Consider the following 22,312-nt stretch of genomic DNA (forward strand, 5'->3'; position numbering starts at 1 on the left):
CTTTTTTGGCTATTTAGAGAAGCAAAAAGCTCAAGGCAAATCGTCCTCTAACTCTTCTTTCGGAGCTGGAATCAGATCTTCTCTCTTCACATCCATTGCCAACAATAAATTTGCCGCAACAAAAATAGAAGAATACGTACCGATAATAATACCGACCAACAGCGCCATAGAGAAATTATGAATCGGCTCACCGCCCAAGAAAAACAGCACAACCAAAACAAACAACGTGGTCATAGAAGTAATTAAAGTACGATCTAAAGTCTGATTAATCGAATCATTCACCAAATCATATGGGGTGGTATCACGCATAATACGAAAATTTTCACGAATCCTATCACATACAACAATGGTATCATTGAGCGAATATCCAACTACCGCCAACAAAGCGGCCAATACGGTCAGATCAAACTCCACCTCAAACAAAGAGAAAAAACCCAAAGTGATGATAACGTCGTGAATCAATGCTGCGACAGAAGCAACAGAGAACTTAAATTGGAAACGCACAGCCACATAGATCATCACGATCGCCAAGGCAAGCAACATGCCCAAACCGCCCTGCTCACGCAACTCTTCACCAACTTGCGCACCAACAAACTCCGAGCGCTGCAATGTCACCTGATTCGAGCCATTGTTTTGCAACGTCGACAACACCTCATCACCCAAGGTCGCCGTATAAGCATTTGCCATCCGCACAACAACATCAGTAGGAGAACCAAAGTTCTGCACAACTACATCACTGTAACCATTTTGAGCAAGCAAATCACGAACGTCGTCTAATACCGGCGCCTCTTGATATACCACTTCAATCAAGGTCCCACCGGTAAAATCCAAGCCAAACTGCAGACCTTTAGTCGCCAAAGAGCCAAGAGAAATAAGGATCAACGCAATCGAAAAAGCAGCTACGATTTTACGCATTGCCATAAATGGAATATTTGTCACTTTCATGGCGCTCTCCTAAATATACAGTTTCTTGTTTTTACGACCGCCATACACAAGGTTAACTTGTGCACGAGTAACCACAATTGCCGTGAACATTGAAGTTAGAATACCCAACGACAAAGTCACTGCAAAACCTTTAACAGGGCCTGTTCCTACCGCAAACAAAATAACAGCCACAAGCAAGGTTGTGATGTTTGCATCAAGAATCGTCGTAAATGCACGATTAAAACCAGAGTGAATGGCTTGCTGACTTGGCATACCACTCGCCAATTCCTCTCTAATCCTTGAAAAAATCAACACGTTTGCATCCACGGCCATCCCCATCGTCAACACAATACCAGCAATGCCTGGCAGAGTGAGGGTTGCCCCCAAGATAGACATACAAGCCATCAGAAGAATAATATTCAACGCCAAAGACACATTGGCAAAGATACCAAATACTTTGTAGTAAACCAGCATGAACAACATAACAACCAGCAAACCGATCTGCGCTGAGTTAATCCCCAGCTTAATGTTCTCAGCACCTAAACTCGGTCCAATAGTACGCTCTTCAACAAAATAGATGGGCGCAGCCAAGGCTCCAGCACGCAACAACAAGGCAAGCTCGGAAGACTCACGAGGGCTATCTAATCCGGTAATACGGAATGAATTACCTAAAGTGGTTTGAATCGTGGCTAAAGAAATAATACCCTTCTCGCTATAACTTCTTCGCACCTCCTCCATCTTGCCGTCCGTCTCAACAAAACGACTACGAGATTTATGCTCGATAAATACAACCGCCATGTTTCGGCCAACGGCAGAACGAGTCACTTTACTCATTTGTTTGCCGCCTTTGCCATCCAAGCTAATATTCACTTGTGGTCGGCCATTTTCATCAAAAGAAGAGCCTCGCATCAGAAACACTGTCACCCGTGATAATGATGTCACGCTCTAAACGCGCCGTTCGCCCACTGCCATCACGAAAAGTTAAAGTCTCTATGTCTGCGCCATTATCTTCCAAGCCAGCTTCTAGATGAAATTCTAAGTTAGCCGTTGCACCGATGATACGTTTTGCTGCAGCAGTGTCTTGCACCCCAGTGCAACTCAACCACGATACGACTACTACCTTGGCGCTGAACAAGCGGCTCCGCTACACCAAGTTCGTTAACACGATTTCGCAGTGTGGTTAAGTTTTGCTGCAAAGCATACGCTTCAATCTCTTTCTTAGCGGCTTCGGTAAAACTTACGTCCAGATAAAACTCATCAGTCTCTTGACGAGTGGCATAACGGTATTCAGGAAATTCTTTTTTTAACAATACTTCCGCCGATGCCATATCGCCAGACTGCAAGAAACGCACCGACAACACACCATCTTCTATATCAACACTGCGGTAACGCACACGATCTTTGCGTAACACCGCCTTCATCTCACTGGCACTCACTTCAAGTCTCTGCTTAAGTGCCGCAGGCGTATCCACCTCCAAAAGAAAATGCACGCCACCACGCAAATCAAGACCCAACTTAGCAGGCCCAGCTCCTAGCGAAGACAACCATTCCGGCGTCGTAGGAACAAGGTTGAGCGCTGTTACAAAGTCATCACCCAATGCTGCCGCCACAACTGGCTTAGCAGCAAGTTGGTCCTCACCGCTATTAAAGCGCAAGGTACCGCCAGCAGAGGTAAGCTCTGCTTCTTTTAATTCTATATTCGCATTGGCAAGCGCATTCTTTGCTCTTAGCAAAGTTTGCTCATCAACAACCGCAGTTGCTTTTTGGGTAGATAGTTGTAGCGCTGGATCATCCGGATAAAGGTTTGGGAAGGCATAGAGTAGCCCCAAAGCCAAAACAAGAAGAATTAGCAAATACTTCCACAAGGGGTACTTGTTAAGCATGAAAAATCCTTTACACCTAAAATGAGATGATTATTCGCAACAGAGTGCAAACATCTCAAAATTTAATAAATCGGAAAAAGAAAAGCGCCTACATTAGGCGCCTTTCTAGGAAAGTTAAATAGACTTCAACGTTCCTTTTGGCAATACCGCAGCAACAGAAGACTTTTGAAATTTCATTTCAATGCCTTCAGAGACTTCAAGCACTACATAGTTATCATCAACTTTAGACACTTTACCCAATACACCACCGCCAGTTACTACCTCAGTACCTTTCGCTAGCGATGCAATCAAGTTTTTATGCTCTTTTGCACGTTTCGCTTGTGGGCGCCACATAAGGAAGTAAAAAATGACAACGAAGCCCGCAAGAAGCACTAGGTTAAAAATACCTGCATCTGCTGGTGCGCCGCCTTCAGCGTAAGCTGGTGAGATCAATGCGATCATGGTGTTAACTCTCCAATGGTTTATGAAACTGTTGTCATTTCTTACGTAAAGAAATTGACATAATTTTGTTTATTATTCACTCAAAGCTGGCGTATCTAGGCCTCGCTTTGCATAAAACTCATCAACAAAGGCGTCAAATCTACCTTCATCGAGCGCTAGACGCAATCCCGCCATGAGTGTTTGATAATATCGTAGGTTATGAATCGTATTTAATTGCGCCCCTACCATTTCTTGACACTTATCTAAATGATGTAAATAAGACCGAGAAAAGTTTTTACAAGTGTAACAATCACATTCTTTATCAAGAGGTCCCACATCATGACGATATTGTGAGTTCCGAATGCGCACCACACCATCTGAAGTAAACAGATGACCATTACGGGCATTACGTGTTGGCATCACACAGTCAAACATATCAACACCGCGGCGAACACCTTCCACCAAATCCTCAGGTTTTCCCACTCCCATCAAATAGCGTGGCTTATCTTCTGGCATTTTCGGTGTGATATGATCTAACACCTTCATCATTTCATCTTTGGGACTCACCAACCGACAAACCGCCAATGGCATAGCCGTCAAAACCGATATTCACTAACCCTTCTAGTGACTCATCTCGAAGGTTTTCATACATACTACCTTGGATAATACCGAACAACGCAGATGGGCTGTCGCCATGTTCGTCCTTCGAACGCTGAGTCCCAACGTAAACTCATGCGCATGGATTTGGCAGCCACTTCTGGCGTCGCAGGATACGGCGTACACTCATCAAAGATCATCACAATATCAGAGCCAAGATCACGCTGAACCTGCATCGAAATCTCGGGACTTAGAAACACTTTCGAGCCATTAATGGGAGAGCGAAAACTTACGCCCTCTTCGGTAATTTTGCGCATTTCACCGAGTGAAAATACTTGAAAACCACCTGAATCCGTTAAAATCGGTTTTTTCCATTGTGTGAAATCATGCAAATCTCCATGAGCCTTCACTACCTCTGTTCCTGGACGCAACCAAAGATGGAAAGTATTACCCAAAATAATATCTGCACCAATTTCCTCGATATCTTTGGTCAACATGCCTTTTACCGTACCGTAAGTACCAACAGGCATAAAAGCCGGCGTTTCAACCTTCCCACGAGGAAACGTCAAGGTTGCACGACGTGCTTTTCCTGACGTCGTGTGAAGTTCAAAATCCATAAAACATTCTGGACGTTTATCAGACATTCGTCTTATTCCTCACCTTGCGGGCCTTTAGCCTGCGCATTTCGTGTAATAAACATGGCATCGCCATAACTAAAAAATCGATACTTTTGCTCTACTGCCACTTTGTAAGCAGCCATCACATGATCATAACCTGCGAACGCACTAATCAGCATGATCAGCGTAGATTCTGGCAAGTGAAAATTCGTCACCAACGCATCTACGGTTTTAAATTCGTAACCTGGATAAATAAAAATACTGGTATCGTCTTGCATTGGGGCGATTTCACCACCTTGGCTTGCCGACTCTAGACTACGCACACTGGTCGTACCAACCGCAATCACTCGACCACCACGCGCTTTAGTGGCTTTAACTTGCTCAACCACACTAGGCTCAACTTCCACATATTCAGCGTGCATAATATGGTCTTTTACATTTTCGACCTTCATAGGCTGAAAAGTTCCGGCACCAACATGCAAGGTAACAAATGCTATTTCAACCCCTTTGGCTTTGATTTTTTCTAGCAAAGCTTCATCAAAGTGCAACCCAGCCGTTGGCGCTGCAACCGCCCCAGGCTTTTGATTATAAACCGTCTGATAACGCTCTTGATCACTATTTTCATCAGGACGTTCAATATAAGGCGGTAGCGGCATATGCCCAGCACGCGTTAGCACATCTAAAACAGGCTCATTAAAAACAAGATGAAACAAAGCTCCCGAACGACCAACCATAGTCGCTTCAATATGCTCGCCTTTGTCTTGCCCTAATAGCAACTTACTGTTTTCTTTTGGTGACTTACTCGCACGAACATGCGCTAGCGCCTCGTTTGTATTAATAACTCGCTCAACGAGCACCTCTACTTTTCCGCCAGACTCCTTCTGCCCAAAGACGCGCGCAGGAATCACGCGAGTATTATTGAACACCATCAAATCGCCAGGCTGAACCAAATCCAAGACATCCGGGAACTGACGATGAACCACTCCCCCACTAGAACCATCAAGGTGTAATAACCGGCTGGCCGTTCTATCTGGCGTCGGATAGTGAGCGATTAAGGAGTCAGGTAAATCAAAGTGATAATCAGAAACGCGCATAAAAAGAAAGCTACCTAGGAAAAACGACCCGTTATTCTAGCGAAAAACCACTCAAAAGGGTACTTCCAACCCAACAGATATTAAAAAGATAAAAAATACTGTTTTCAGAAGTTGACTTATCCTAAAAATCACCTAGAATACGCCTCACCTTTTTCAAGGCCAGTATGGTGGAATTGGTAGACACGACGGATTCAAAATCCGTTGCCTTCGGGTGTGGCGGTTCGAGTCCGCCTACTGGTACCAACATAAAAAGCCCTGATCACTGATCAGGGCTTTTTTTCGTTCCTTGAATGTCATTCTTGGGTTATTAAATCAGACAACCGCATCATTTATAGGAACAAAACATGAACCGCCGCAAAAAAATCAAAGACATACTTACCAAACGTATTAAACAAGCGAATTTGAAAGCGAACCCAAAAAAAGCAAAACCAAAGTACATTTCTAAAGCAGAGCGCGCCAAAATGGAAGCGGAAGCCATTGCAAACCCAGATCTGGCCACGGCAACAGAAACACCTGAAACAGACCAAACTAAAGACGCTTAAAATCGCGCCCTAAAATGCCAGTCACCTTCTTTCATATCATTTTTGATTGACTGGCAAATATCTTTGTCTATCTGATCACTGTCCATATCGTACAGACCGCATTGCGCCATAGCGCGCTTCTTATTAACATTCAAACCTAAATACTCGTACACGACACGTGCACAGCATGGCGCTCTTTCACCACTCCCAGACACACCTAAACGCAAACCCGTTAATCGTTCCACTCGATTCTGAAAAGACGGATAAAGAATCGTCTGGGTCATTTCCACATGGGTTTGCCTTTCATAATCGATCAAAAACAATCGATCTGACAACAACTGCACTACCCCACTATACACACCATGAAAAGACTTCTTTAGGTTCCTTGGATTTAGCCGCTCAGTTCTATGGTAGTAGGTTTTATCACCTTGTGACTCAATATATACTAAGGTACGCAAAATCTTTCCTGGACACGCCATAGAAAGATAATACTCAAAATAATAACCACAATATTTAGCCAACCCCTGTTGGCCGGACTGATTAAGCTGATTAAAATGTTGCTGCTCGGGGGCAAGTGTTTTGACATCTTCGCTTTGACGAATCGGACGCGCTTGCACCAAGATAATAAATTGCCTATGAGGTAAAGCCATCTCACTGGGACTCAACACCAAAAAACTCCCCTATACGACGCTGTGTACTATGATTAGGGACTGTCGTGCCATTAAGATAGCGATTAAATTGCGCACGATTGATGTTTAATCGGCGGCACACATCAGCCACAGATTTATAATAGCTGCACAACAACTGCAAGTTAACCGCAAAATCCTGAGCCACTATTTACCTCACCTAAATAAGCCAACATCAAACACCAGCAGTGTAATAAATCCTCTTGTTAAAAACACTTAAAAAATGATGCTAGTTGATGCTCCATCAGTATCAACTAGCATCAGATAGCGCCTATTTACGAACTCCCTTTCCTAGAAATTTTTCGCTCCAATGAGCGTCTGAATTCCCCCTTAATAAATCTAAAAAACTAGGAGTCATCATTCATGTTATCCCTTCTCACCGACTTACTTTGGAGCAAGGTTCTTATTGCCGTATTAATTGGCATTGGTATCTGGTTCACTATTGCAACCCGTTTTGTACAATTTCGTTATTTTGGCAATATGTTCAGCATCCTTACCGCCAAACATCATGAGGCGGACGGCAAACATTTAAGTTCTTTTCAAGCCTTAATCTTATCCGTCGCGGGTCGTGTTGGTGGCGGTAATATTGCCGGCGTTGCAGTGGCCATAACAATTGGTGGTCCAGGTGCGATCTTCTGGATGTGGGTCGTTGGCCTGATGGGCATGGCCACCAGCTTCATCGAATGCATGCTGGCACAAACCTACAAAACAGCGGAAGCCGATGGCACTTATCGTGGTGGCCCTGCATTTTATATCGAACGCGGTCTAGGCAAACACTGGAGATGGCTATCGGTAACGTATTCCATCCTTCTACTGGCCACATTTGGTATTGCTTTTACCACCTTACAATCCTATTCCGTTGCGACCTCCCTAGAAGACGCCTTTGGTATACAACCTTATTACAGCGGCATCGGTATGGCGCTCATTGTTGGCCTAATCATTTTTGGCGGTGTTAAACGTATTGCACAGGTCGCTGAAATTTTAGTGCCTATTATGGCTGGTGGCTATTTGCTCATCGCCCTTATCGTGCTTGCGATGAATTTAAGCGCCATCCCAGATATGCTGATCATGATCGTTAAAAGTGCATTTGGTCTAGAACCGGCGATTGGTGGAGGCATAGGTGCCGCCATTATGATGGGTGTAAAACGTGGCCTATTTTCCAACGAAGCAGGTCTTGGTAGCGCACCAAACGTGGCGGCGGTAGCACACATTCCACATCCAGCAAACCAAGGGATAGTTCAAGCCTTTTCCGTTTTCATTGACACTATTATTTTATGTACTTGTACGGCGCTGATCATTTTACTTGGCAGTGCGTATGACCCAAGTAGTACCGATACCGTCCAAGGCGTTGCCCTAACACAAGCCTCATTAGCGACACACATGGGCGACTATGGCCGTATGTTCGTCAGTATTGCTTTACTACTCTTTGGTTTCAGCACCATCTTGTACAACTATTATTTGGGCGAAAACAGCGTTAGTTACTTAACAAAATCCGACAATCATGGCTTCTACATGAATGCCTTCCGCGTCATCATCATCTGCCTTTGCTGTACCGGCGCTATCCTTGATCTCGGCACAGTATTCGCTTTTGCGGATTTAAGCATGGGCTTACTAGCATTGGTTAACTTGTTTGCGCTTGCTCTACTCTTTAAAGTCGCCAAACGCATCATGAAAGACTTTGACGATCAACGCAAACAGGGCAATAAAATGCCAACGTTCGAAGCCAACCGATTCGCCGATTTGGATCTAGATCAAGCATCTTGGCCTAGCGCCCCGTCAATCAACGACAAAAACCACCAATAACTCAACTTAGATAACGCCCCACTGACCAACAGTGGGGCGTCAGGAAGCAAATCATGAATACTCGCTCTGAATACGATTTACTTGGCAATATGGACGTTCCCGCTGACGCATTGTACGGTATACAAACATTGCGTGCCGCTCAGAACTTTTCCATTACTGGCGTTCCGATTTCACACTTTCCTGAATTAATCAAAGCGTTGGCGATGGTAAAAGCGGCCGCGGCTAGAACCAACCAAGAAATGAAACTGCTCACGCCAGAAAAAGCCGACGCCATTGTCTATGCCTGCCAAGATTTGATCCAAGGCCAATATCACGACCAATTTATTGTCGACGTGATCCAAGGCGGTGCTGGCACCTCGACCAACATGAACGCCAACGAAGTCATTGCCAATATTGCGCTGATGAAATTAGGGCGCGAAAAAGGCGAATACAAATACCTACACCCAAACGACGACGTCAACCGCTCGCAATCCACCAACGACGCCTACCCTACCGCTGCGTGTCTAGGCATTCAATTTGCTGCCGACAACTTTGTTCCTAGCCTTGCTTCACTCAAAGAAGCCTTAGAAGCCAAAGGACGTGAATTCGCACACATTGTAAAAATGGGTCGTACACAACTTCAAGACGCCGTTCCCATGACATTGGGACAAGAATTTGACGCCTTTGCCGTTACTCTGGGCGAAGATATTGACCGCATCAGTGAAGCATGTGCACTACTTTGTGAAGTGAACCTTGGTGGCACCGCAATCGGTACGGGTATCAATACGCCAGAAGGTTACGCCAAATTGGTAGTCGAAAAATTAGCCACCATTTCAACTAAGCCACTGGTACCCGCCAGCAACCTAGTGGAAGCCACATCGGACATGGGAGCGTTTGTCTTTTTCTCCGGCATATTGAAACGCCTTGCGATTAAATTAAGCAAAATGAGCAACGACTTACGCCTGCTTTCAAGTGGGCCACGTACAGGCTTAGGGGAAATTAACTTGCCTCCTATGCAGCCTGGCTCCTCCATTATGCCTGGTAAGGTAAACCCTGTGATTCCTGAAGCGATGAACCAAACGGCTTATCAAGTTATCGCCTCTGATCTTGCAGTCACCTTAGCCGCTGAAGCTGGTCAGTTACAGTTAAACGCCATGGAGCCGATGATCATTTATAACGTACTAAACTCCCTAAAAATGCTCAAAGAAGCCTGCCAGATGCTGGAAACTCGCTGCATACGCGGCATCACGGCTAATGAAGCAGTCTGCGCAGGCCACGTAGAAAACAGCATCGGCATCATCACCGCACTGGTGCCCTATATTGGTTACGCCAATGCCTCTCGCATTGCTAACACCGCACTGCATACTGGCAATACTGTCAAGGCTCTGGTTATTGAGGAAAATCTACTCACGGAAGAGCAGGTGAATATTTTGCTCAGCCCACAATCCATGCTGTCTCCTAGTAAGGTGGTAATATGAGCGCGCAAGTACTGGTTTTATACACGGGCGGCACTATAGGCATGGTTCAGACAGAGCAGGGCTTAGCCCCTGCTTCTGGCTTACAAGAACGTATAGAAATAGCATTGGGAATGAGTCTAAATACCCTTCCCTCTTTTGAAGTACTGGAAATATCGCCATTGATTGACAGTGCCAATATCACGCCAAAACATTGGACAAAACTAATGTCCATTCTAGCAACCCATTGGCGAGATTATGATGGCTTTGTCATTCTTCATGGTACGGACACCATGGCGTATACGGCTTCTGCCTTGTCGTTCATGCTCGGTGCTTGCGCGAAAAATATCATCCTTACAGGCTCGCAAATCCCGCTTGGCATGAATCGCAGTGACGCCACCTCTAACTTGCAAGCCGCGTTATCATTGGCGATCTCCCATAGAATAGCCGATGTCAGTCTTGTTTTTGATGGCAAACTGATGCGTGGCAACCGTATTCAAAAAATCAGTAGCGGCCGGTTTGAAGCTTTTCATACGCCAAACGATGATTTATTAGGGGAACTCGCCATCGACATGCAGTTGTACCCAGCTCGCATGATTGACAGCAACCGAGATACGTCCGACACAAGGTTTGAAAATAAGCTTGTCAGCTTTAGGGAAGGCGCCGTTGGTGTTATCACACTGCATCCTAGCCAGCCAACCACTATCTATCAAAGCCTTTTAGACGACGATAACTGCAGAGCCATCGTACTATTGACCTATGGCGCTGGTAATGTACCGGATCAGAATCCAGCCTTTTTATCCTTCTTAACGGAAGCCATGTTGCGCAAGAAAAACATCGTAAATTTAACGCAATGCTTGCACGGTGGCGTTTCTCAAGGTGCTTATGCCGCGGGATCTATACTATCGTCAATGAACGTATTAAGTGGCAAAGACATGACTTTAGAAGCAGCCTTCTGCAAGCTTCATTGGCTGATTGCCACAGGCGAAAGCTATTACGGTGTTTTAGAGAAGTGGAATACTAATTATTGCGGTGAGTTTACGCCTCAATCATACTAAGCATGCTTATAAATGGCCTTTACACGACGCAGTGCAAAGGCCATATTTTTACTCATTAGGCTCACTCCATACTGCCCATTCATTACCACACGGGTCTAAAAAGTGAAAACGACGGCCACCGGGGAAATCAAAAATCACCTGCTCAATTGTGCCTCCCGCCGCCTGCACTTTTTCAAACACCACGTCCAGTTCATTACTGTACAAGATAATCAACGCCGCGCCATTTTGCGGTCTCGAACAAAAGTTCGCTTGAAAAAAGCCGCCATCTAAACCGGCGTTTTCAAAAGCCGAATACTCCGGGCCATAATCTTTGAAGCCCCAACCAAATACTTTGCTAAAAAACGCTTTATTTAACGCTAAATCCCGCGCGGGTAATTCAACATAATTAATTTTATTGGATTCCATACTGCCCTCACTTAATGGTCGATGTCACCACCAAGATAACGCTAATCAATATCATAGCGCCACCAACCCATTGCTGCTTCGTCATTTTTTCTGCAAAACGCATTTTTGAATAATACAGAGTACCTAGAATCTCAATTTGTCCCAGCGTTTTTACCAAGGCAGGATTGACTAAAGCGAATCCTGTAAACCAACCAATGGAGCCTAACGAGCTTAATACACCCACCTTGCAACTTAGCACAAACTCATGCCTGAATGGTGCCAAGATATCTTTGCTTTTATACATCTGAATACTGCATAAAATAACCGACTGCAAGGCTAAAACGTACCATAATGTGACACCAGCGCGAGTAATAATCGAACCAGATAAGGCATGACTCGCCATAGACGCCGTCACTGAGGTAATGGCGAAACACAATCCGCTCGCCAAGCCTAATAACAAAGACAAATCTTTATGGGCCTGTTTGATATTTTTCCATTGGACACTCATCACAATGGCACCCAATACACCAAACGCAATACCCAACCAAGACCCGAACGTCAAAGTATAATGCAGTAAAGGCAAGCCAATTAACGCCGCTAACACGGCTTCTGTTTTAGCTAACAAGGTTCCTAGCGCAAAACTACCAGACTGAAAAACACGCAGCATAAAATAGGTCGCCATAATCTGCGCAACGGCACAGAGAGTCGCTGCCACAATAAAAACAGACTTATTTTCGACCGACACCCAACCGAATAGCCACCAGCAAAACACCAGATACAGAGTGACTAAGGGCATACCGTACAAAGAGCGCGCCATAGTGGCATGCAAGAAACCAGTTTGACGAGCCAAGGTATTTTGATACGCTGTTCGAACTGACTGACACCCTGCAGCGAACAGAGTAATGAAGATCCACATGCTTTAACGCTTCCTAAAGAATACAAGAAAGCGCTAGCATGCGGTCAAGAGCGGTATTTGTAAAAGGAATAAAACTTATTTGTTGGATTCCAAACAGGAATCTAACAAGTGGTTTTTATTTCTTTCTTAATTCGGTTACCTGCTCCCCAGCAACACCCCAGTTATCCGTATTGACTTCATCGATCACGACGACGGTAGTGGCTGGATTTTTACCTAACACATTAACCAACAAATCTGTCGCGCCTTTAATAAGCGCCTGTTTTTGTTCTTTGGTTACCCCTTCATCGGTAATCCGGATATTGATATAAGGCATCAGTAGCTCCTTATAGTTTTGCGACCAGCGCTGCCAAAGACTGCTTCACCGATTCATCTACAATATCGCCATCTTTCATCACATCATAGAAGTTCGGCACGCTCAAACTTCCAACCACATTACCTTTGAAATACGGCATACTATTCACCGTTTGCGCAAGCACACTGCTTGCCCCACCAGGCCTGGCGAGGTAGAAAGCACAATAACCGGTTTGTTTTGATAAACGGCTTTTTCGACACGAGACGCCCAATCAAAAATATTTTTATACGCTGCGGAATACGAACCATTATGCTCGGCAAATGAAGCCACAATCGCATCGGCCTGTGCGATAGCATTCACAAAAGCGTGCGCTTGTGCTGGCACCCCTGATGCTTTTTCAATGTCTTCACTAAACAATGGCATCTCAAAATCATTAAGATCCAGCAAGGTCACGTCAGCGCCATCCACCAAGTTAGCCGTGTAACCAGCCAAAGCCTTGTTAATGGATTGACGACTTGAGCTGGCACCAAATGCAAGTATTTTCATGTTCGATCCTTTTTCGTTTGTTAAGCAATAATCCAGATTAAGGTGATTTCACCTTTTTTTGATGTTTCCCCATTTAGAATGCCATCATGAACTCAATTTTTAAACACACATTTTTTCGCTTTGCCATTGTTGGTGGTGTAGGTTTTCTGGTCGACTTGAGCAGCATGCTGCTGCTGTCGATGTGGATTGCTCCTCTGCTAGCGCGTGCCATGGCATTTTGGGTCGCTGCCAGCTCAAATTGGTGGTGGAACCGCGTCATCACCTTCAAAAAAGCAGAGCAAGACAACAAAAAAGCCGCCGTATTACAATGGCTGCAATTTTTAGGCGGCTCAGTGGTTGCCTTTGTGCCCAATTGGGGCTGCTATCTGATACTAATGTCTCACCCACCAGCAACACCCAACACGACACTGATTCTTTTATGGCCTTATTTAGCCATGATACCCGGCGTAGCCATAGGCATGATGCTCAATTATGTTTTCTCTCGCTTTTGGGTATTTTATCCCTCTAAGCTTTAATCAACTGTACTTTTTAACAATCAAGCCTTGGCTTGTTCCGCGCTATACTCAGCAAAACGCCCTTTCGATTTATCGTGTACTTGATCATGGCGCGGCCAAGGCCAACCACCAAATTGCGTACGCTGATAATCTTGAAACGCCTGCTGAAGTTCTGCACGTGTATTCATCACAAACGGCCCATGCTGCTCCACATGCTCGCCAATTGGACGACCTTGCAACAATAAAAATCTGGCTTTTTTACCCTTATTACGCAACACCACAGCCGCATCACTTTTTAAAACAAACGCTTCATTAATAGACGCATTCGCATCATCTAACGAGACCTTTTCACCTTCAAAAAAGTATAAAGCTCGACTCAAATTCGCTCCTGCCGCTGGCAATACCCACTCTCCATTTTCTGGTAAATCAATCAACCAGATAGCAACATCGTTTTTACTGTCCGCCGCCCAAGAGTTTGGTGGGCAAGGCGAAGGCTCGACCTGCTGGAAAGTCCCTGCTACCACCTTAACCTGTGTCTCTAGGCCATTACTGTCTGGCACATTAACCACAGGCGTATCTTCATTCCAAAGCATGGTGAAATGTGGTGGCACCATTTTATTTTTACTGGGCAAATTCAGCCAGATTTGAAACAGCTCCAAAGGATTCACATCGTCTTGGTTCAACAAAGGAAACATTTCAGAATGTTGCACGCCTTCTCCCGCTGTCATCCATTGCGTGTCGCCCTCTCCATAGCGACCCGCGGCACCCATAGAGTCAGCATGATCAACAAAACCTTTATTGACAATAGTCACTGTCTCAAAGCCACGATGCGGATGGGCCGGAAAACCAGGAATCGTTTTACCGTGATACATACGCCAGCCATCAATACCGCCAAAATCTTGCCCTATTGGACGATTGTTCAACGGCGCATCAGGCCCCATAAAAGCGTTGGCTTTGGGGTAGGTATCATTATGAAATGCACAAAATAAAAAGGGATCAAACGTTGGCCAAAACATTTGCAGTGGTATACGTTTTAAAATGGATGAGCCTCATATTGTTTCTCCATCAAGAAATAGTGTAACGAATGCACCTATAGTATCATCTACTAAGTCGATTGTTTTATGCTGTTATTGGTTTCAAAAGATCGATATTTTAGATAAAAATACAGCAAAGCCGCTCGAATTATGATGGCGTTGGAAAGACCACTTTCGCCGTACACCCTACTTGTCCAACATTGTCCGCCAGTGAAAACGAACAATGATACTTAGCACATATATCCCGCACTATCATTAAACCTAAACCGTAACTTTCGCCACCTGGCTTACCACTTAAGCCACAGCCCGTATCCACAACGGCAATTTCATTCTCAGCCACAACAATATTCACATGGCCTTCATCAGTACAAGCCATGGCATTTTTTAACAAATTTCCCACTAAAATATGCAAAGTAGGAATTGGCAACTTGGTCACCACCTGACCTGTTTCAATAATATCAACTGCTACCGATTTGTCCGCTAGGTAAGCCAAATGCGTTTGCTTAATACTCTCGTATTCACTGGATTGCACGACACGCGACGCAATAGCGTCTAAATCTTCATCTCGAGTAAGAGACAACAGCGTAGTGATATAATCTTCCATCTCTTGACATGCTTGCATCATGCGAACGCGTTGTCTCTCTAAAAACACTTTAGAGTCGGACTTGCCCAACAAAGTGGTAGCGCCTTTAATCACCATTAGAGGCGTACGTAATTCATGGCTTGCATAGCGATTAAATGCTCTCTCACGCTCGATCAGATCTTTGATTTGGTCTTGGTAACTGTTTAACCGATCCACCAGATGACGAATCTCTCTCGTCGCAGCCCCTTCCGGCAACTCTATGGCAGACAAATTCGCTGCTGTTTTTTCACCAAGGCTTTTAGACAGCTGAGCAAGCGGTTTCGTTAAACGATCCGAGATTCTCATCACCACCCACAAGCTCACCACCAGCAACAACAAAGATAAAATCAACTGCGTACTTTGCGTTTCAAACATTTGTTCTTCGGAAATTTCATAAATCTCATCATAATGAAGTACGTAAAGATCTTTTAACTCACCGTTTATAGTCAACTGAGAGTGCATTGAAAAAATTTCCAGCGGCGTATCGGATCCGTCATCTAATTCATAGGGTTTATCGTTTGTCATTTTTGGATTTAATATCACCCATGCAGGTAGATTTTCTTTCCCCACATAAACTTCAGAGAAAGGTGGAACAGACACATGCGTCTGCTCTGTACCATTCAATAGAGATACGGCTGTGTTCCTATCTTTAAGCATACGATTTTCGGCGTAAATCATTTCTATGTTTTCAATCATTGAAGTAAACATAGAAAAGTGAAAAGCAATAATAGCGAACGCTACTATAGAGAAATATGTAAAAGTTAACTGCTTAGCGGTTTTAATCGGTTTCATTCGTCACCTTCGGCAACCAGACGATAGCCCACTTTGGAAACGGTTCTTAGATACGCATGCTCAAACGGACGGTCTATTAGGCTCCGCAATTGATAAATATGACTTCGTAACACCTTGCTGTCTGGCTCTTCATCTCCCCATAACGCATCACACACCTCTTCTTTCGATACCACGTCAGGGGCTTTTTGTAACAAACATTTCAAAATCGTGTATTGAGAGGGATTTAAAGAATAACGACTGCCTTCTCGCTGTAATATCCTTGTACTCATATCCAATGATAAATGGCCAAAGGTCAGCATCTTATTTGCCACACTGCCTTTACGCCTTCGAACCAGAGCCTGCAATCGAGAATCAAGAATCTCCAAATCAAAAGGCTTAATCAAATAATCGTCGGCTAAATGCTCAAAACCGGATAAAATATCGTCCTTGGTATCACGCGCCGTCAGCATGAGGATCGGAGTATCAATCCCCGCTTCGCGCAACGATTTGCAGACAGTTAAGCCATCCATTTTGGGCAACATAACGTCTAAAATAATCGCATCATAATGTTCGGTTTTTGCCAACTCATACCCTTGCAGGCCATTACTCGCATAATCCAACACGTAGTTTTTGATTTCAAAATAATCAAAAATAACGCCCGCAATGTCTTTATGGTCTTCCACTAATAGTAATTTCATCGTTATCTCAACCATCCAAAATGCCAATATAAGAAGAGTGGCCTAATAAAGGCCTATTGTCACACAACAGCATGAAAAAAAGTGAATCACCTTTTTGCGACAAGACAGTAAGTAGGATGAGGCTCAAGAACCTTTTCCTGAGCAGGAGAACCGCCATGAAAGCCATCCAATACAGACAATATGCAAACGTTAAACAGGCCGCAAAAGAACCCAAAGTCAAAGCCCAACCTTTCGTGTCCGTGATTATTCCCTTCCTAAACGAAGCGGATGTTTTGGCAGTGTGCCACCAACGCGTCTGTGATGCCCTTTCTTTGCTTAAGCAGCCTTGTGAGATCGTCTATGTTGATGATGGAAGCACAGACGCCAGCTGGGCATTAGTAAGCCAATTGAAACATCCTTTGCATCAAGTGCGCAACTTACGCCTCAGCCGAAATTTTGGCAAAGAAGCTGCTATGAGCGCTGGCATGAAAATGGCTGAAGGTCGCGGCGTCATTTTATTGGATGCTGATTTACAAGACCCACCAGAATACATTCCGGAAATGGTAAAAGCGTGGCAAGATGGTGCCCAAGTGGTCGAAATGCAACGCCGCGAGCGTCATGGTGAAAGCTGGGTTAAACGTACCACGGCTCATTGTTTTTATCGTTTTATGTCAAAAATAAGTGATCACCCAATAACAGAAAATGTCGGCGACTTTCGCTTGATGGATCAAAAAGTCGTGCAAGTCATCAACACTTTGCCAGAAAGAACGCGCTTTATGAAAGGGTTGCTGGCTTGGCCTGGTTTTACCCGAAAAATACTTACCTTTGACCGCGATCCTCGTTTAGCAGGCAACACAAAGTGGAATTACTCAAAACTTATCCATTTAGCGCTGGAAGGCATCACATCGTTTAGCACCAAACCCTTACGCTGGGCCACTATGGCCGGTCTGACAACATCGGCTATCGCATTTATCATGGCACTGATTATTCTTAGCAAAACCCTCGTCTGGGGCGATCCTGTAGCAGGTTATCCATCCACCATTCTTGTCGTATTATTTTTAGGCGGCATTCAGCTTTTATCTATTGGGGTACTGGGTGAATACGTTGGCCGATTGTTCATTGAATCCAAACAACGCCCCTTGTATGTACTTATGGAAAACACCCTAACCAAACCAACTCTTCACTCTGTGGACGCTGAATAATGCAAAAGCCAATGCTCTCTCTCCCCTCTGCCAAACTGCTGCTTACCTTGCTAATCAGCACATTGACGCTGCGCTTGCTGTCGCTTGCTTTGTATCCATTAATGGACACCACTGAAGCACGCTATGGTGAAATGGCGCGCATCATGTTTGAAACAGGCAATTGGATCACCCCCATGTTTGACTACAATGTGCCCTTTTGGGGAAAACCGCCTCTTTTCACTTGGCTCAGCAGCCTAGGTTTCAGTCTATTTGGCATTAATGAATTTGCGGCACGCGTACCACACCTACTTGTTGGAATGGGAGTTATTGGCTTAATTTACAAACTTGGCAAAGACCATTTTCAATCCACCGTCATGGGTATTTTTTGTGCGAGTATCTTAGCCTCAACCATCTCATTCATTGTCTTAAGTGGCGCGGTCATGACAGATACCGCTCTGACTTTTTCGATCGCCCTTAGCATGGTCAGCTTCTGGCAAGCATGGAACAACAGAGGCAAGGTCTGGGGTTATTTATTCTTTATCGGTCTGGCCTTAGGCATGCTATCAAAAGGCCCATTGGCGCTGGTATTAATTGGCATCAGCCTAAGCGTGTGGCTGTTTCCCAATGCACGTTGGAAAAAACTATGGCGCACCTTGCCTTGGGGCGTTGGCACACTGCTCTTTTTGCTCATTTCCGTGCCTTGGTACCTTATTGCAGAATACAAAACACCGGGCTTTTTAGACTATTTCATCATTGGCGAGCATGTTAAACGTTTCATCGTCAGCGGCTGGCAAGGCGACCTTTATGGCAGCGCACACGAAAGAACACGCGGTACGATTTGGGTATACGCTTTTATTTCCATGCTGCCATGGAGCCCATTGGTTATTTGGCAGTGGATTCGCTCGATAAAAGACGCCAAAGACGTGGAAGAAAGCCCTGATGGCTTTGGTAGCTTCTTACTGTTATGGATGCTATCACCAATGATTCTATTCAGTTTCTCGGGCAACATCTTAGCCAGCTACGTGATGCCAGCCCTGCCAGCAACTGCGCTATTAGTTGTGCATTTGCACCACCAGAAGCCGCTCGCAAACTGGCTTTACAAAGTAGGATTTATAACCCCTATTTTACTGGTTATTCTCATCAGTGCGCTGCATTTTGATTGGGTAGAAAAACGTTCCGAAGACAAAATAATGGCAAACTGGAAACAACAATCTGAAGCCACACAAAGCGATTTATTCTACCTGCATAAACGCCCTTTCTCGGCGCAATACTATTCAGCCGGTAAGGCCAAACAACGCTCGACAGACTTAGATTCTTGGCTACTATCACAGCGCAAGCCATTTTTCATCGTACAAGGCAACAAAGAGCATACTGTCTATGCAAACTGGCTATGTGAAGAGAGAAGCGTGATAGGAAAAGAAAGTCTTATGTATTGTGAACACAATCCATAGACATCCGTTTTCCTCAAAATAAGGAGCCTTTTGCATGGCTCCTTATTGACATACTAAACCAACAAACTACACCGCAACCGACCCATAACTGGGGCTCACTGTGTGAATGATTTAACGCATCTTGCGCATGGGCAATGTACATAATAGCCGCCCCTTTTTCTTCAAGTAGCGACTCCGCCACTTCTCCTTTCCAAGCAATTTTTCGCTCATCACGAGGTGACACGCCAATGTGTTTGCGATAGCAGCGGCTAAAATGCGGTGTCGAGATAAAGCCACACGCCATGGAAATTTCCACAATCGACATGTTCGATTGTTTCAATAGTTTGCGCGCTCTTTCAAGCCGTAAACGCAGATAATAGCGGGAAGGAGAACAATCCAAATGACGATGAAACATTCGCTCAATTTGACGGCGGGACACATCCACAAAAGTGGCTAATTCATCTAGCTCAATGGGTTCTTCTAAGTTGTTTTCCATCAACTCAATCACATCCACCAACTTAGGCGTACACATACCCACACTATTAAACTGACGCATTGGCATACGTTGCTGGTCAGATTCACTGCGAATACGATCGCAAATAAACATATCAGAGATGGCATTCGATAATTTAGGACCATGCTGCTTAGTCATCATGTTCAAAAACATGTCCATCGGCGCACTGCCACCAGAAGACGTCAGGCGATCTTTATCGATGGAGAACAACTTATTATTGCAGTTCACTTTAGGAAACGTTTCTTGCAGGGCGGTCAAACATTCCCAATGCACACTACATTGATAACCATTGAGCAAGCCGGCATAGGCTAGAACATAAGCACCAGTACAAATCCCGCCTAATTGAACACCTTTACGAGATTGCTTTACCAGCCAAGAAACCTGTTTCGCAGTAAAAGTACGAGTAATATCAATACCACCCGCCACAATAATCAAATCGAACTCAGCGTTATCCTCCATGGACAGATCTGGCGTCAAACTCAAACCGTCACTGGCCGTTACGGATTGCCCATTTTCAGAGATCAAACTCCAACTATACAGTTCTTCCGCTGACAACTGATTCGCCATTCGTAAAGGCTCAATCGACGAAGCAAGCGCAATCATAGTAAAATGGTCAAGCAGTAAAAATCCTACTCTTGTTGTGCCCCTTGCACTAAAAGCTAGGGTCGAGTTATTTGCCATATCAATGTCCTCATATGTGTGCTTCCTTTCTCTCTTAGGCAAAATCCAGACCACTTTCTAGATAGCATTCCTAAATAACGACAAGAAGCGCTTTTATTATTTTTAAGGAGATACAAAGTCAAAGTATCACAAGGCTTAAAGAGCAATAGCAATTTAATGAAGCAAAATCACCTCTCCCCTGTTCTACAAAGACCAACCAGTAGAACATAGCATCACGCACTAAAATAGACCAGCATTGCGCTTTTGTTGAACGCTTATTTAATAAAAATCAATATTCAATAACCACATTCGATTTAGGTACAGTACAGCAAGACAACACATAACCGGCCTCAACATCATCATCGGTAATACCACCATTGTGATCCATTTGAGTCTCGCCCTCTTTGACAAATACCTTACAGGTACCACAGATCCCCATCCCGCAAGCTTTGGGTATCATAAGATCAAGCCTTGCCGCAGCATTATGCAAGGTCTCCCCCGCAATCACTTGAATACTTTTACCACTACCAGAAAACTCAACACGCAATAAATCCGCTTGATTCATCGCTTCGGCTTCTGCCTGCGCGACTTCGGCTTGCTCAATAGCGTCTTCCACTACCTCTGCTGGCGTTGCACCAAAGGATTCTTCGTGGTAACGGCTCATATCAAAGCCTCTTGCTTGAAGCAGGTTTTTCACTGCCTTCATATAGGGCGCAGGACCACAGCAAAAAATCTCACGTTCCATAAAATCGGGTGAAATCATATCCAGCTTCGCCGCGTCCAAATACCCTCGGTAGCCTTGCCACGGCAAACCATTTTCCATACGCTCAACAATTAAGTACAAACCAAAATTATCCAAGCGAGCCGCCATGTGGTCCAACTCACGAGAATAAATCACATCCCGAGGTGAACGCGCGCTATGAATAAAAGTGATGTCTACATCCGCATTCGTATCAAACCACCAACGCGCCATCGACATAACAGGGGTAATTCCAACACCACCAGAAAGCAGTAATACTTTCTCTGCTGGAAAATCGATACAGTTAAACTGCCCCACCGGACCATGAACCGCTAGCTCAGAACCCACTGTCATATTGTCATGCAACCAATTCGATACTTCACCACCAGGTACCCGCTTTACCGTAATCGAAAAGCTATAAGGCACAGATGGTGCGCTCGAAATGGTATAAGAGCGCATCACCTGCTTACCTTCGATTTCCAACTCTAACGTGACAAATTGTCCAGGCTTAAAAAAGAACATAACGGGCTGCTGTGCCATAAAACAAAAGGTTTTTACGTCCCAAGTTTCATGAATTACCTTCACACAACGAACATTATGTCGTCCATTTACCCAAGTCTGAGTATGTACTGGTGCCAAATAATCAGCGTTCACCGTCTTTGTAGAGTTAGTCATATGGAAGTCTCTTAATAAATGTAGCGTATCTAAAATAATTGAACCGCACCTTTTCGAGCCATTTTGGATCCTGTTGAGCCATGCAAGTTAACTCTCTGCGACAATAAGTTGCTCATGGCAGCCAACGTCAGAAGAGACAAGAGATTGCCAGTCGATTTAGGTATCTTATCGTGTCGTGAATAGTCATTTCTTTCGCTCTCGATTACGCCAATATAGCCTCACAACAAACGACACTGTTAAACAGTCCATCACTCTTTTTGTCATGTAAGGCCCAGAAAGATGAATCAACAACACGACCTGCTGAATGTACGCCACGCTTCTCTAGATGAAGCAAAAACTGC

Annotated in this window: 22 protein-coding genes, 1 tRNA gene and 2 pseudogenes; 8 read left to right on the forward strand and 17 right to left on the reverse strand. The window is 44.6% G+C overall.

Annotation, left to right across the window (positions count from 1 at the left end):
* Positions 1-30: 30 nt before the first annotated feature.
* The 5 genes and pseudogenes from secF to queA form a co-directional block, all read right to left on the reverse strand.
* Complete coding sequence (gene secF / locus AC0L6V_RS07240; RefSeq protein WP_265216698.1) at positions 31-945, reverse strand: protein translocase subunit SecF; 915 nt, start codon at positions 943-945, stop codon at positions 31-33.
* Between the two features lie 9 nt (positions 946-954).
* Positions 955-2,807: pseudogene (gene secD, locus AC0L6V_RS07245) on the reverse strand (protein translocase subunit SecD).
* Positions 2,808-2,921: 114 nt separating this feature from the next.
* Positions 2,922-3,248: a preprotein translocase subunit YajC gene (gene yajC, locus AC0L6V_RS07250; RefSeq protein WP_012070335.1), complete on the reverse strand. Its 327-nt coding sequence runs from the start codon at positions 3,246-3,248 to the stop codon at positions 2,922-2,924.
* 72 nt (positions 3,249-3,320) lie between these two features.
* Positions 3,321-4,441: pseudogene (tgt, locus tag AC0L6V_RS07255) on the reverse strand (tRNA guanosine(34) transglycosylase Tgt).
* 32 nt (positions 4,442-4,473) lie between these two features.
* A complete protein-coding gene (queA, locus tag AC0L6V_RS07260) occupies positions 4,474-5,535 on the reverse strand; it encodes a tRNA preQ1(34) S-adenosylmethionine ribosyltransferase-isomerase QueA (RefSeq protein ID WP_409419603.1) in 1,062 nt (353 codons plus the stop codon).
* A gap of 158 nt (positions 5,536-5,693) precedes the next feature.
* Between queA and AC0L6V_RS07265 the strand changes: the two genes are divergently transcribed.
* A tRNA-Leu gene (locus AC0L6V_RS07265) sits at positions 5,694-5,778 on the forward strand.
* A gap of 101 nt (positions 5,779-5,879) precedes the next feature.
* Positions 5,880-6,077, forward strand: coding sequence for a DUF2986 domain-containing protein (locus AC0L6V_RS07270; RefSeq protein ID WP_409419604.1), 198 nt, complete (start codon positions 5,880-5,882; stop codon positions 6,075-6,077).
* On the opposite strand, the gene AC0L6V_RS07275 is transcribed toward AC0L6V_RS07270, so the two are convergent.
* Both AC0L6V_RS07275 and AC0L6V_RS07280 read right to left on the reverse strand, forming a co-directional pair.
* Positions 6,074-6,724 carry an XRE family transcriptional regulator gene (locus tag AC0L6V_RS07275; protein WP_418138877.1) on the reverse strand — a complete coding sequence of 217 codons (651 nt, stop codon included), beginning with the start codon at positions 6,722-6,724 and terminating at the stop codon, positions 6,074-6,076. The two genes, AC0L6V_RS07270 and AC0L6V_RS07275, sit on opposite strands and share 4 nt — an antisense overlap.
* Positions 6,708-6,890, reverse strand: a complete 183-nt coding sequence (locus AC0L6V_RS07280; RefSeq protein ID WP_418138878.1) for a hypothetical protein — start codon at positions 6,888-6,890, stop codon at positions 6,708-6,710. The genes AC0L6V_RS07275 and AC0L6V_RS07280 overlap by 17 nt, the downstream gene beginning before the upstream one ends.
* 215 nt (positions 6,891-7,105) lie before the next feature.
* On the opposite strand from AC0L6V_RS07280, the gene AC0L6V_RS07285 reads away from it, so the two are divergent.
* The 3 genes from AC0L6V_RS07285 to AC0L6V_RS07295 are packed head-to-tail and all read left to right on the forward strand — an operon-like array spanning position 7,106 to position 11,036.
* Entirely contained in the window at positions 7,106-8,545 is a 1,440-nt protein-coding gene (locus tag AC0L6V_RS07285; RefSeq protein WP_265220844.1) for an alanine/glycine:cation symporter family protein, read from the forward strand.
* 53 nt (positions 8,546-8,598) lie between these two features.
* Positions 8,599-10,002: an aspartate ammonia-lyase gene (locus AC0L6V_RS07290; protein WP_265220843.1), complete on the forward strand. Its 1,404-nt coding sequence runs from the start codon at positions 8,599-8,601 to the stop codon at positions 10,000-10,002.
* Positions 9,999-11,036 carry an asparaginase gene (locus AC0L6V_RS07295; RefSeq protein WP_265220842.1) on the forward strand — a complete coding sequence of 346 codons (1,038 nt, stop codon included), beginning with the start codon at positions 9,999-10,001 and terminating at the stop codon, positions 11,034-11,036. The genes AC0L6V_RS07290 and AC0L6V_RS07295 overlap by 4 nt, the downstream gene beginning before the upstream one ends.
* 48 nt (positions 11,037-11,084) lie before the next feature.
* Here AC0L6V_RS07295 and AC0L6V_RS07300 read toward each other — a convergent pair whose 3' ends face one another.
* The 5 genes from AC0L6V_RS07300 to AC0L6V_RS07320 all read right to left on the reverse strand — a co-directional run bounded on the left by AC0L6V_RS07300 (position 11,085) and on the right by AC0L6V_RS07320 (position 13,174).
* Positions 11,085-11,441, reverse strand: coding sequence for a VOC family protein (locus AC0L6V_RS07300; protein ID WP_409419606.1), 357 nt, complete (start codon positions 11,439-11,441; stop codon positions 11,085-11,087).
* Between the two features lie 7 nt (positions 11,442-11,448).
* The gene (locus AC0L6V_RS07305; protein WP_265220841.1) at positions 11,449-12,336 is read right to left on the reverse strand and encodes an EamA family transporter; all 888 of its coding nucleotides are present in this window, start codon (positions 12,334-12,336) and stop codon (positions 11,449-11,451) included.
* Between the two features lie 115 nt (positions 12,337-12,451).
* On the reverse strand, positions 12,452-12,649 hold the full coding sequence (locus tag AC0L6V_RS07310) for a 4-oxalocrotonate tautomerase family protein (protein WP_265220840.1): 198 nt from the start codon (positions 12,647-12,649) through the stop codon (positions 12,452-12,454).
* Positions 12,650-12,659: 10 nt separating this feature from the next.
* A complete protein-coding gene (locus tag AC0L6V_RS07315) occupies positions 12,660-12,788 on the reverse strand; it encodes a hypothetical protein (protein ID WP_418138879.1) in 129 nt (42 codons plus the stop codon).
* 5 nt (positions 12,789-12,793) lie between these two features.
* Positions 12,794-13,174 (reverse strand): NADPH-dependent FMN reductase, encoded by a 381-nt coding sequence (locus AC0L6V_RS07320; protein WP_418138880.1) that lies wholly within the window; start codon positions 13,172-13,174, stop codon positions 12,794-12,796.
* A gap of 86 nt (positions 13,175-13,260) precedes the next feature.
* Between AC0L6V_RS07320 and AC0L6V_RS07325 the strand changes: the two genes are divergently transcribed.
* Positions 13,261-13,689, forward strand: coding sequence for a GtrA family protein (locus AC0L6V_RS07325; protein ID WP_265220838.1), 429 nt, complete (start codon positions 13,261-13,263; stop codon positions 13,687-13,689).
* Positions 13,690-13,709: 20 nt separating this feature from the next.
* Here the strand turns inward: AC0L6V_RS07325 and AC0L6V_RS07330 are convergent, their stop codons facing one another.
* The 3 genes from AC0L6V_RS07330 to AC0L6V_RS07340 all read right to left on the reverse strand — a co-directional run bounded on the left by AC0L6V_RS07330 (position 13,710) and on the right by AC0L6V_RS07340 (position 16,793).
* Positions 13,710-14,684 (reverse strand): pirin family protein, encoded by a 975-nt coding sequence (locus tag AC0L6V_RS07330; RefSeq protein WP_418138881.1) that lies wholly within the window; start codon positions 14,682-14,684, stop codon positions 13,710-13,712.
* Positions 14,685-14,850: 166 nt separating this feature from the next.
* Positions 14,851-16,116, reverse strand: coding sequence for a sensor histidine kinase (locus tag AC0L6V_RS07335; RefSeq protein WP_265220836.1), 1,266 nt, complete (start codon positions 16,114-16,116; stop codon positions 14,851-14,853).
* Positions 16,113-16,793, reverse strand: a complete 681-nt coding sequence (locus AC0L6V_RS07340; RefSeq protein WP_265220835.1) for a response regulator transcription factor — start codon at positions 16,791-16,793, stop codon at positions 16,113-16,115. The genes AC0L6V_RS07335 and AC0L6V_RS07340 overlap by 4 nt, the downstream gene beginning before the upstream one ends.
* 155 nt (positions 16,794-16,948) lie before the next feature.
* Between AC0L6V_RS07340 and AC0L6V_RS07345 the strand changes: the two genes are divergently transcribed.
* Together AC0L6V_RS07345 and AC0L6V_RS07350 are read left to right on the forward strand one after the other, a co-directional pair.
* Positions 16,949-17,974 carry a glycosyltransferase family 2 protein gene (locus tag AC0L6V_RS07345; RefSeq protein WP_409419607.1) on the forward strand — a complete coding sequence of 342 codons (1,026 nt, stop codon included), beginning with the start codon at positions 16,949-16,951 and terminating at the stop codon, positions 17,972-17,974.
* The gene (locus AC0L6V_RS07350) at positions 17,974-19,404 is read left to right on the forward strand and encodes an ArnT family glycosyltransferase (RefSeq protein ID WP_265220832.1); all 1,431 of its coding nucleotides are present in this window, start codon (positions 17,974-17,976) and stop codon (positions 19,402-19,404) included. The genes AC0L6V_RS07345 and AC0L6V_RS07350 overlap by 1 nt, the downstream gene beginning before the upstream one ends.
* A 13-nt stretch (positions 19,405-19,417) precedes the next feature.
* Here the strand turns inward: AC0L6V_RS07350 and gbdR are convergent, their stop codons facing one another.
* Both gbdR and AC0L6V_RS07360 read right to left on the reverse strand, forming a co-directional pair.
* A complete protein-coding gene (gene gbdR / locus AC0L6V_RS07355) occupies positions 19,418-20,578 on the reverse strand; it encodes a choline metabolism transcriptional regulator GbdR (RefSeq protein WP_418138882.1) in 1,161 nt (386 codons plus the stop codon).
* Between the two features lie 268 nt (positions 20,579-20,846).
* Positions 20,847-21,971: an FAD-binding oxidoreductase gene (locus AC0L6V_RS07360; protein WP_321160399.1), complete on the reverse strand. Its 1,125-nt coding sequence runs from the start codon at positions 21,969-21,971 to the stop codon at positions 20,847-20,849.
* Positions 21,972-22,312 lie beyond the last annotated feature (341 nt).

It is taken from the genome of Marinomonas sp. G8-14, assembly GCF_055808935.1.

Excerpts from the sequence above, each read along its gene's own strand:
- secF (WP_265216698.1), bottom strand. The coding sequence starts at position 945 with ATGAAAGTGACAAATATTCCATTTATGGCAATGCGTAAAATCGTAGCT.
- yajC (WP_012070335.1), bottom strand. The coding sequence starts at position 3,248 with ATGATCGCATTGATCTCACCAGCTTACGCTGAAGGCGGCGCACCAGCA.
- queA (WP_409419603.1), bottom strand. The coding sequence starts at position 5,535 with ATGCGCGTTTCTGATTATCACTTTGATTTACCTGACTCCTTAATCGCT.
- AC0L6V_RS07270 (WP_409419604.1), top strand. The coding sequence starts at position 5,880 with ATGAACCGCCGCAAAAAAATCAAAGACATACTTACCAAACGTATTAAA.
- AC0L6V_RS07285 (WP_265220844.1), top strand. The coding sequence starts at position 7,106 with ATGTTATCCCTTCTCACCGACTTACTTTGGAGCAAGGTTCTTATTGCC.
- AC0L6V_RS07290 (WP_265220843.1), top strand. The coding sequence starts at position 8,599 with ATGAATACTCGCTCTGAATACGATTTACTTGGCAATATGGACGTTCCC.
- AC0L6V_RS07295 (WP_265220842.1), top strand. The coding sequence starts at position 9,999 with ATGAGCGCGCAAGTACTGGTTTTATACACGGGCGGCACTATAGGCATG.
- AC0L6V_RS07300 (WP_409419606.1), bottom strand. The coding sequence starts at position 11,441 with ATGGAATCCAATAAAATTAATTATGTTGAATTACCCGCGCGGGATTTA.
- AC0L6V_RS07305 (WP_265220841.1), bottom strand. The coding sequence starts at position 12,336 with ATGTGGATCTTCATTACTCTGTTCGCTGCAGGGTGTCAGTCAGTTCGA.
- AC0L6V_RS07310 (WP_265220840.1), bottom strand. The coding sequence starts at position 12,649 with ATGCCTTATATCAATATCCGGATTACCGATGAAGGGGTAACCAAAGAA.
- AC0L6V_RS07315 (WP_418138879.1), bottom strand. The coding sequence starts at position 12,788 with ATGCCGTATTTCAAAGGTAATGTGGTTGGAAGTTTGAGCGTGCCGAAC.
- AC0L6V_RS07320 (WP_418138880.1), bottom strand. The coding sequence starts at position 13,174 with ATGAAAATACTTGCATTTGGTGCCAGCTCAAGTCGTCAATCCATTAAC.
- AC0L6V_RS07325 (WP_265220838.1), top strand. The coding sequence starts at position 13,261 with ATGAACTCAATTTTTAAACACACATTTTTTCGCTTTGCCATTGTTGGT.
- AC0L6V_RS07330 (WP_418138881.1), bottom strand. The coding sequence starts at position 14,684 with ATGTTTTGGCCAACGTTTGATCCCTTTTTATTTTGTGCATTTCATAAT.
- AC0L6V_RS07335 (WP_265220836.1), bottom strand. The coding sequence starts at position 16,116 with ATGAAACCGATTAAAACCGCTAAGCAGTTAACTTTTACATATTTCTCT.
- AC0L6V_RS07340 (WP_265220835.1), bottom strand. The coding sequence starts at position 16,793 with ATGAAATTACTATTAGTGGAAGACCATAAAGACATTGCGGGCGTTATT.
- AC0L6V_RS07345 (WP_409419607.1), top strand. The coding sequence starts at position 16,949 with ATGAAAGCCATCCAATACAGACAATATGCAAACGTTAAACAGGCCGCA.
- AC0L6V_RS07350 (WP_265220832.1), top strand. The coding sequence starts at position 17,974 with ATGCAAAAGCCAATGCTCTCTCTCCCCTCTGCCAAACTGCTGCTTACC.
- gbdR (WP_418138882.1), bottom strand. The coding sequence starts at position 20,578 with ATGGCAAATAACTCGACCCTAGCTTTTAGTGCAAGGGGCACAACAAGA.
- AC0L6V_RS07360 (WP_321160399.1), bottom strand. The coding sequence starts at position 21,971 with ATGACTAACTCTACAAAGACGGTGAACGCTGATTATTTGGCACCAGTA.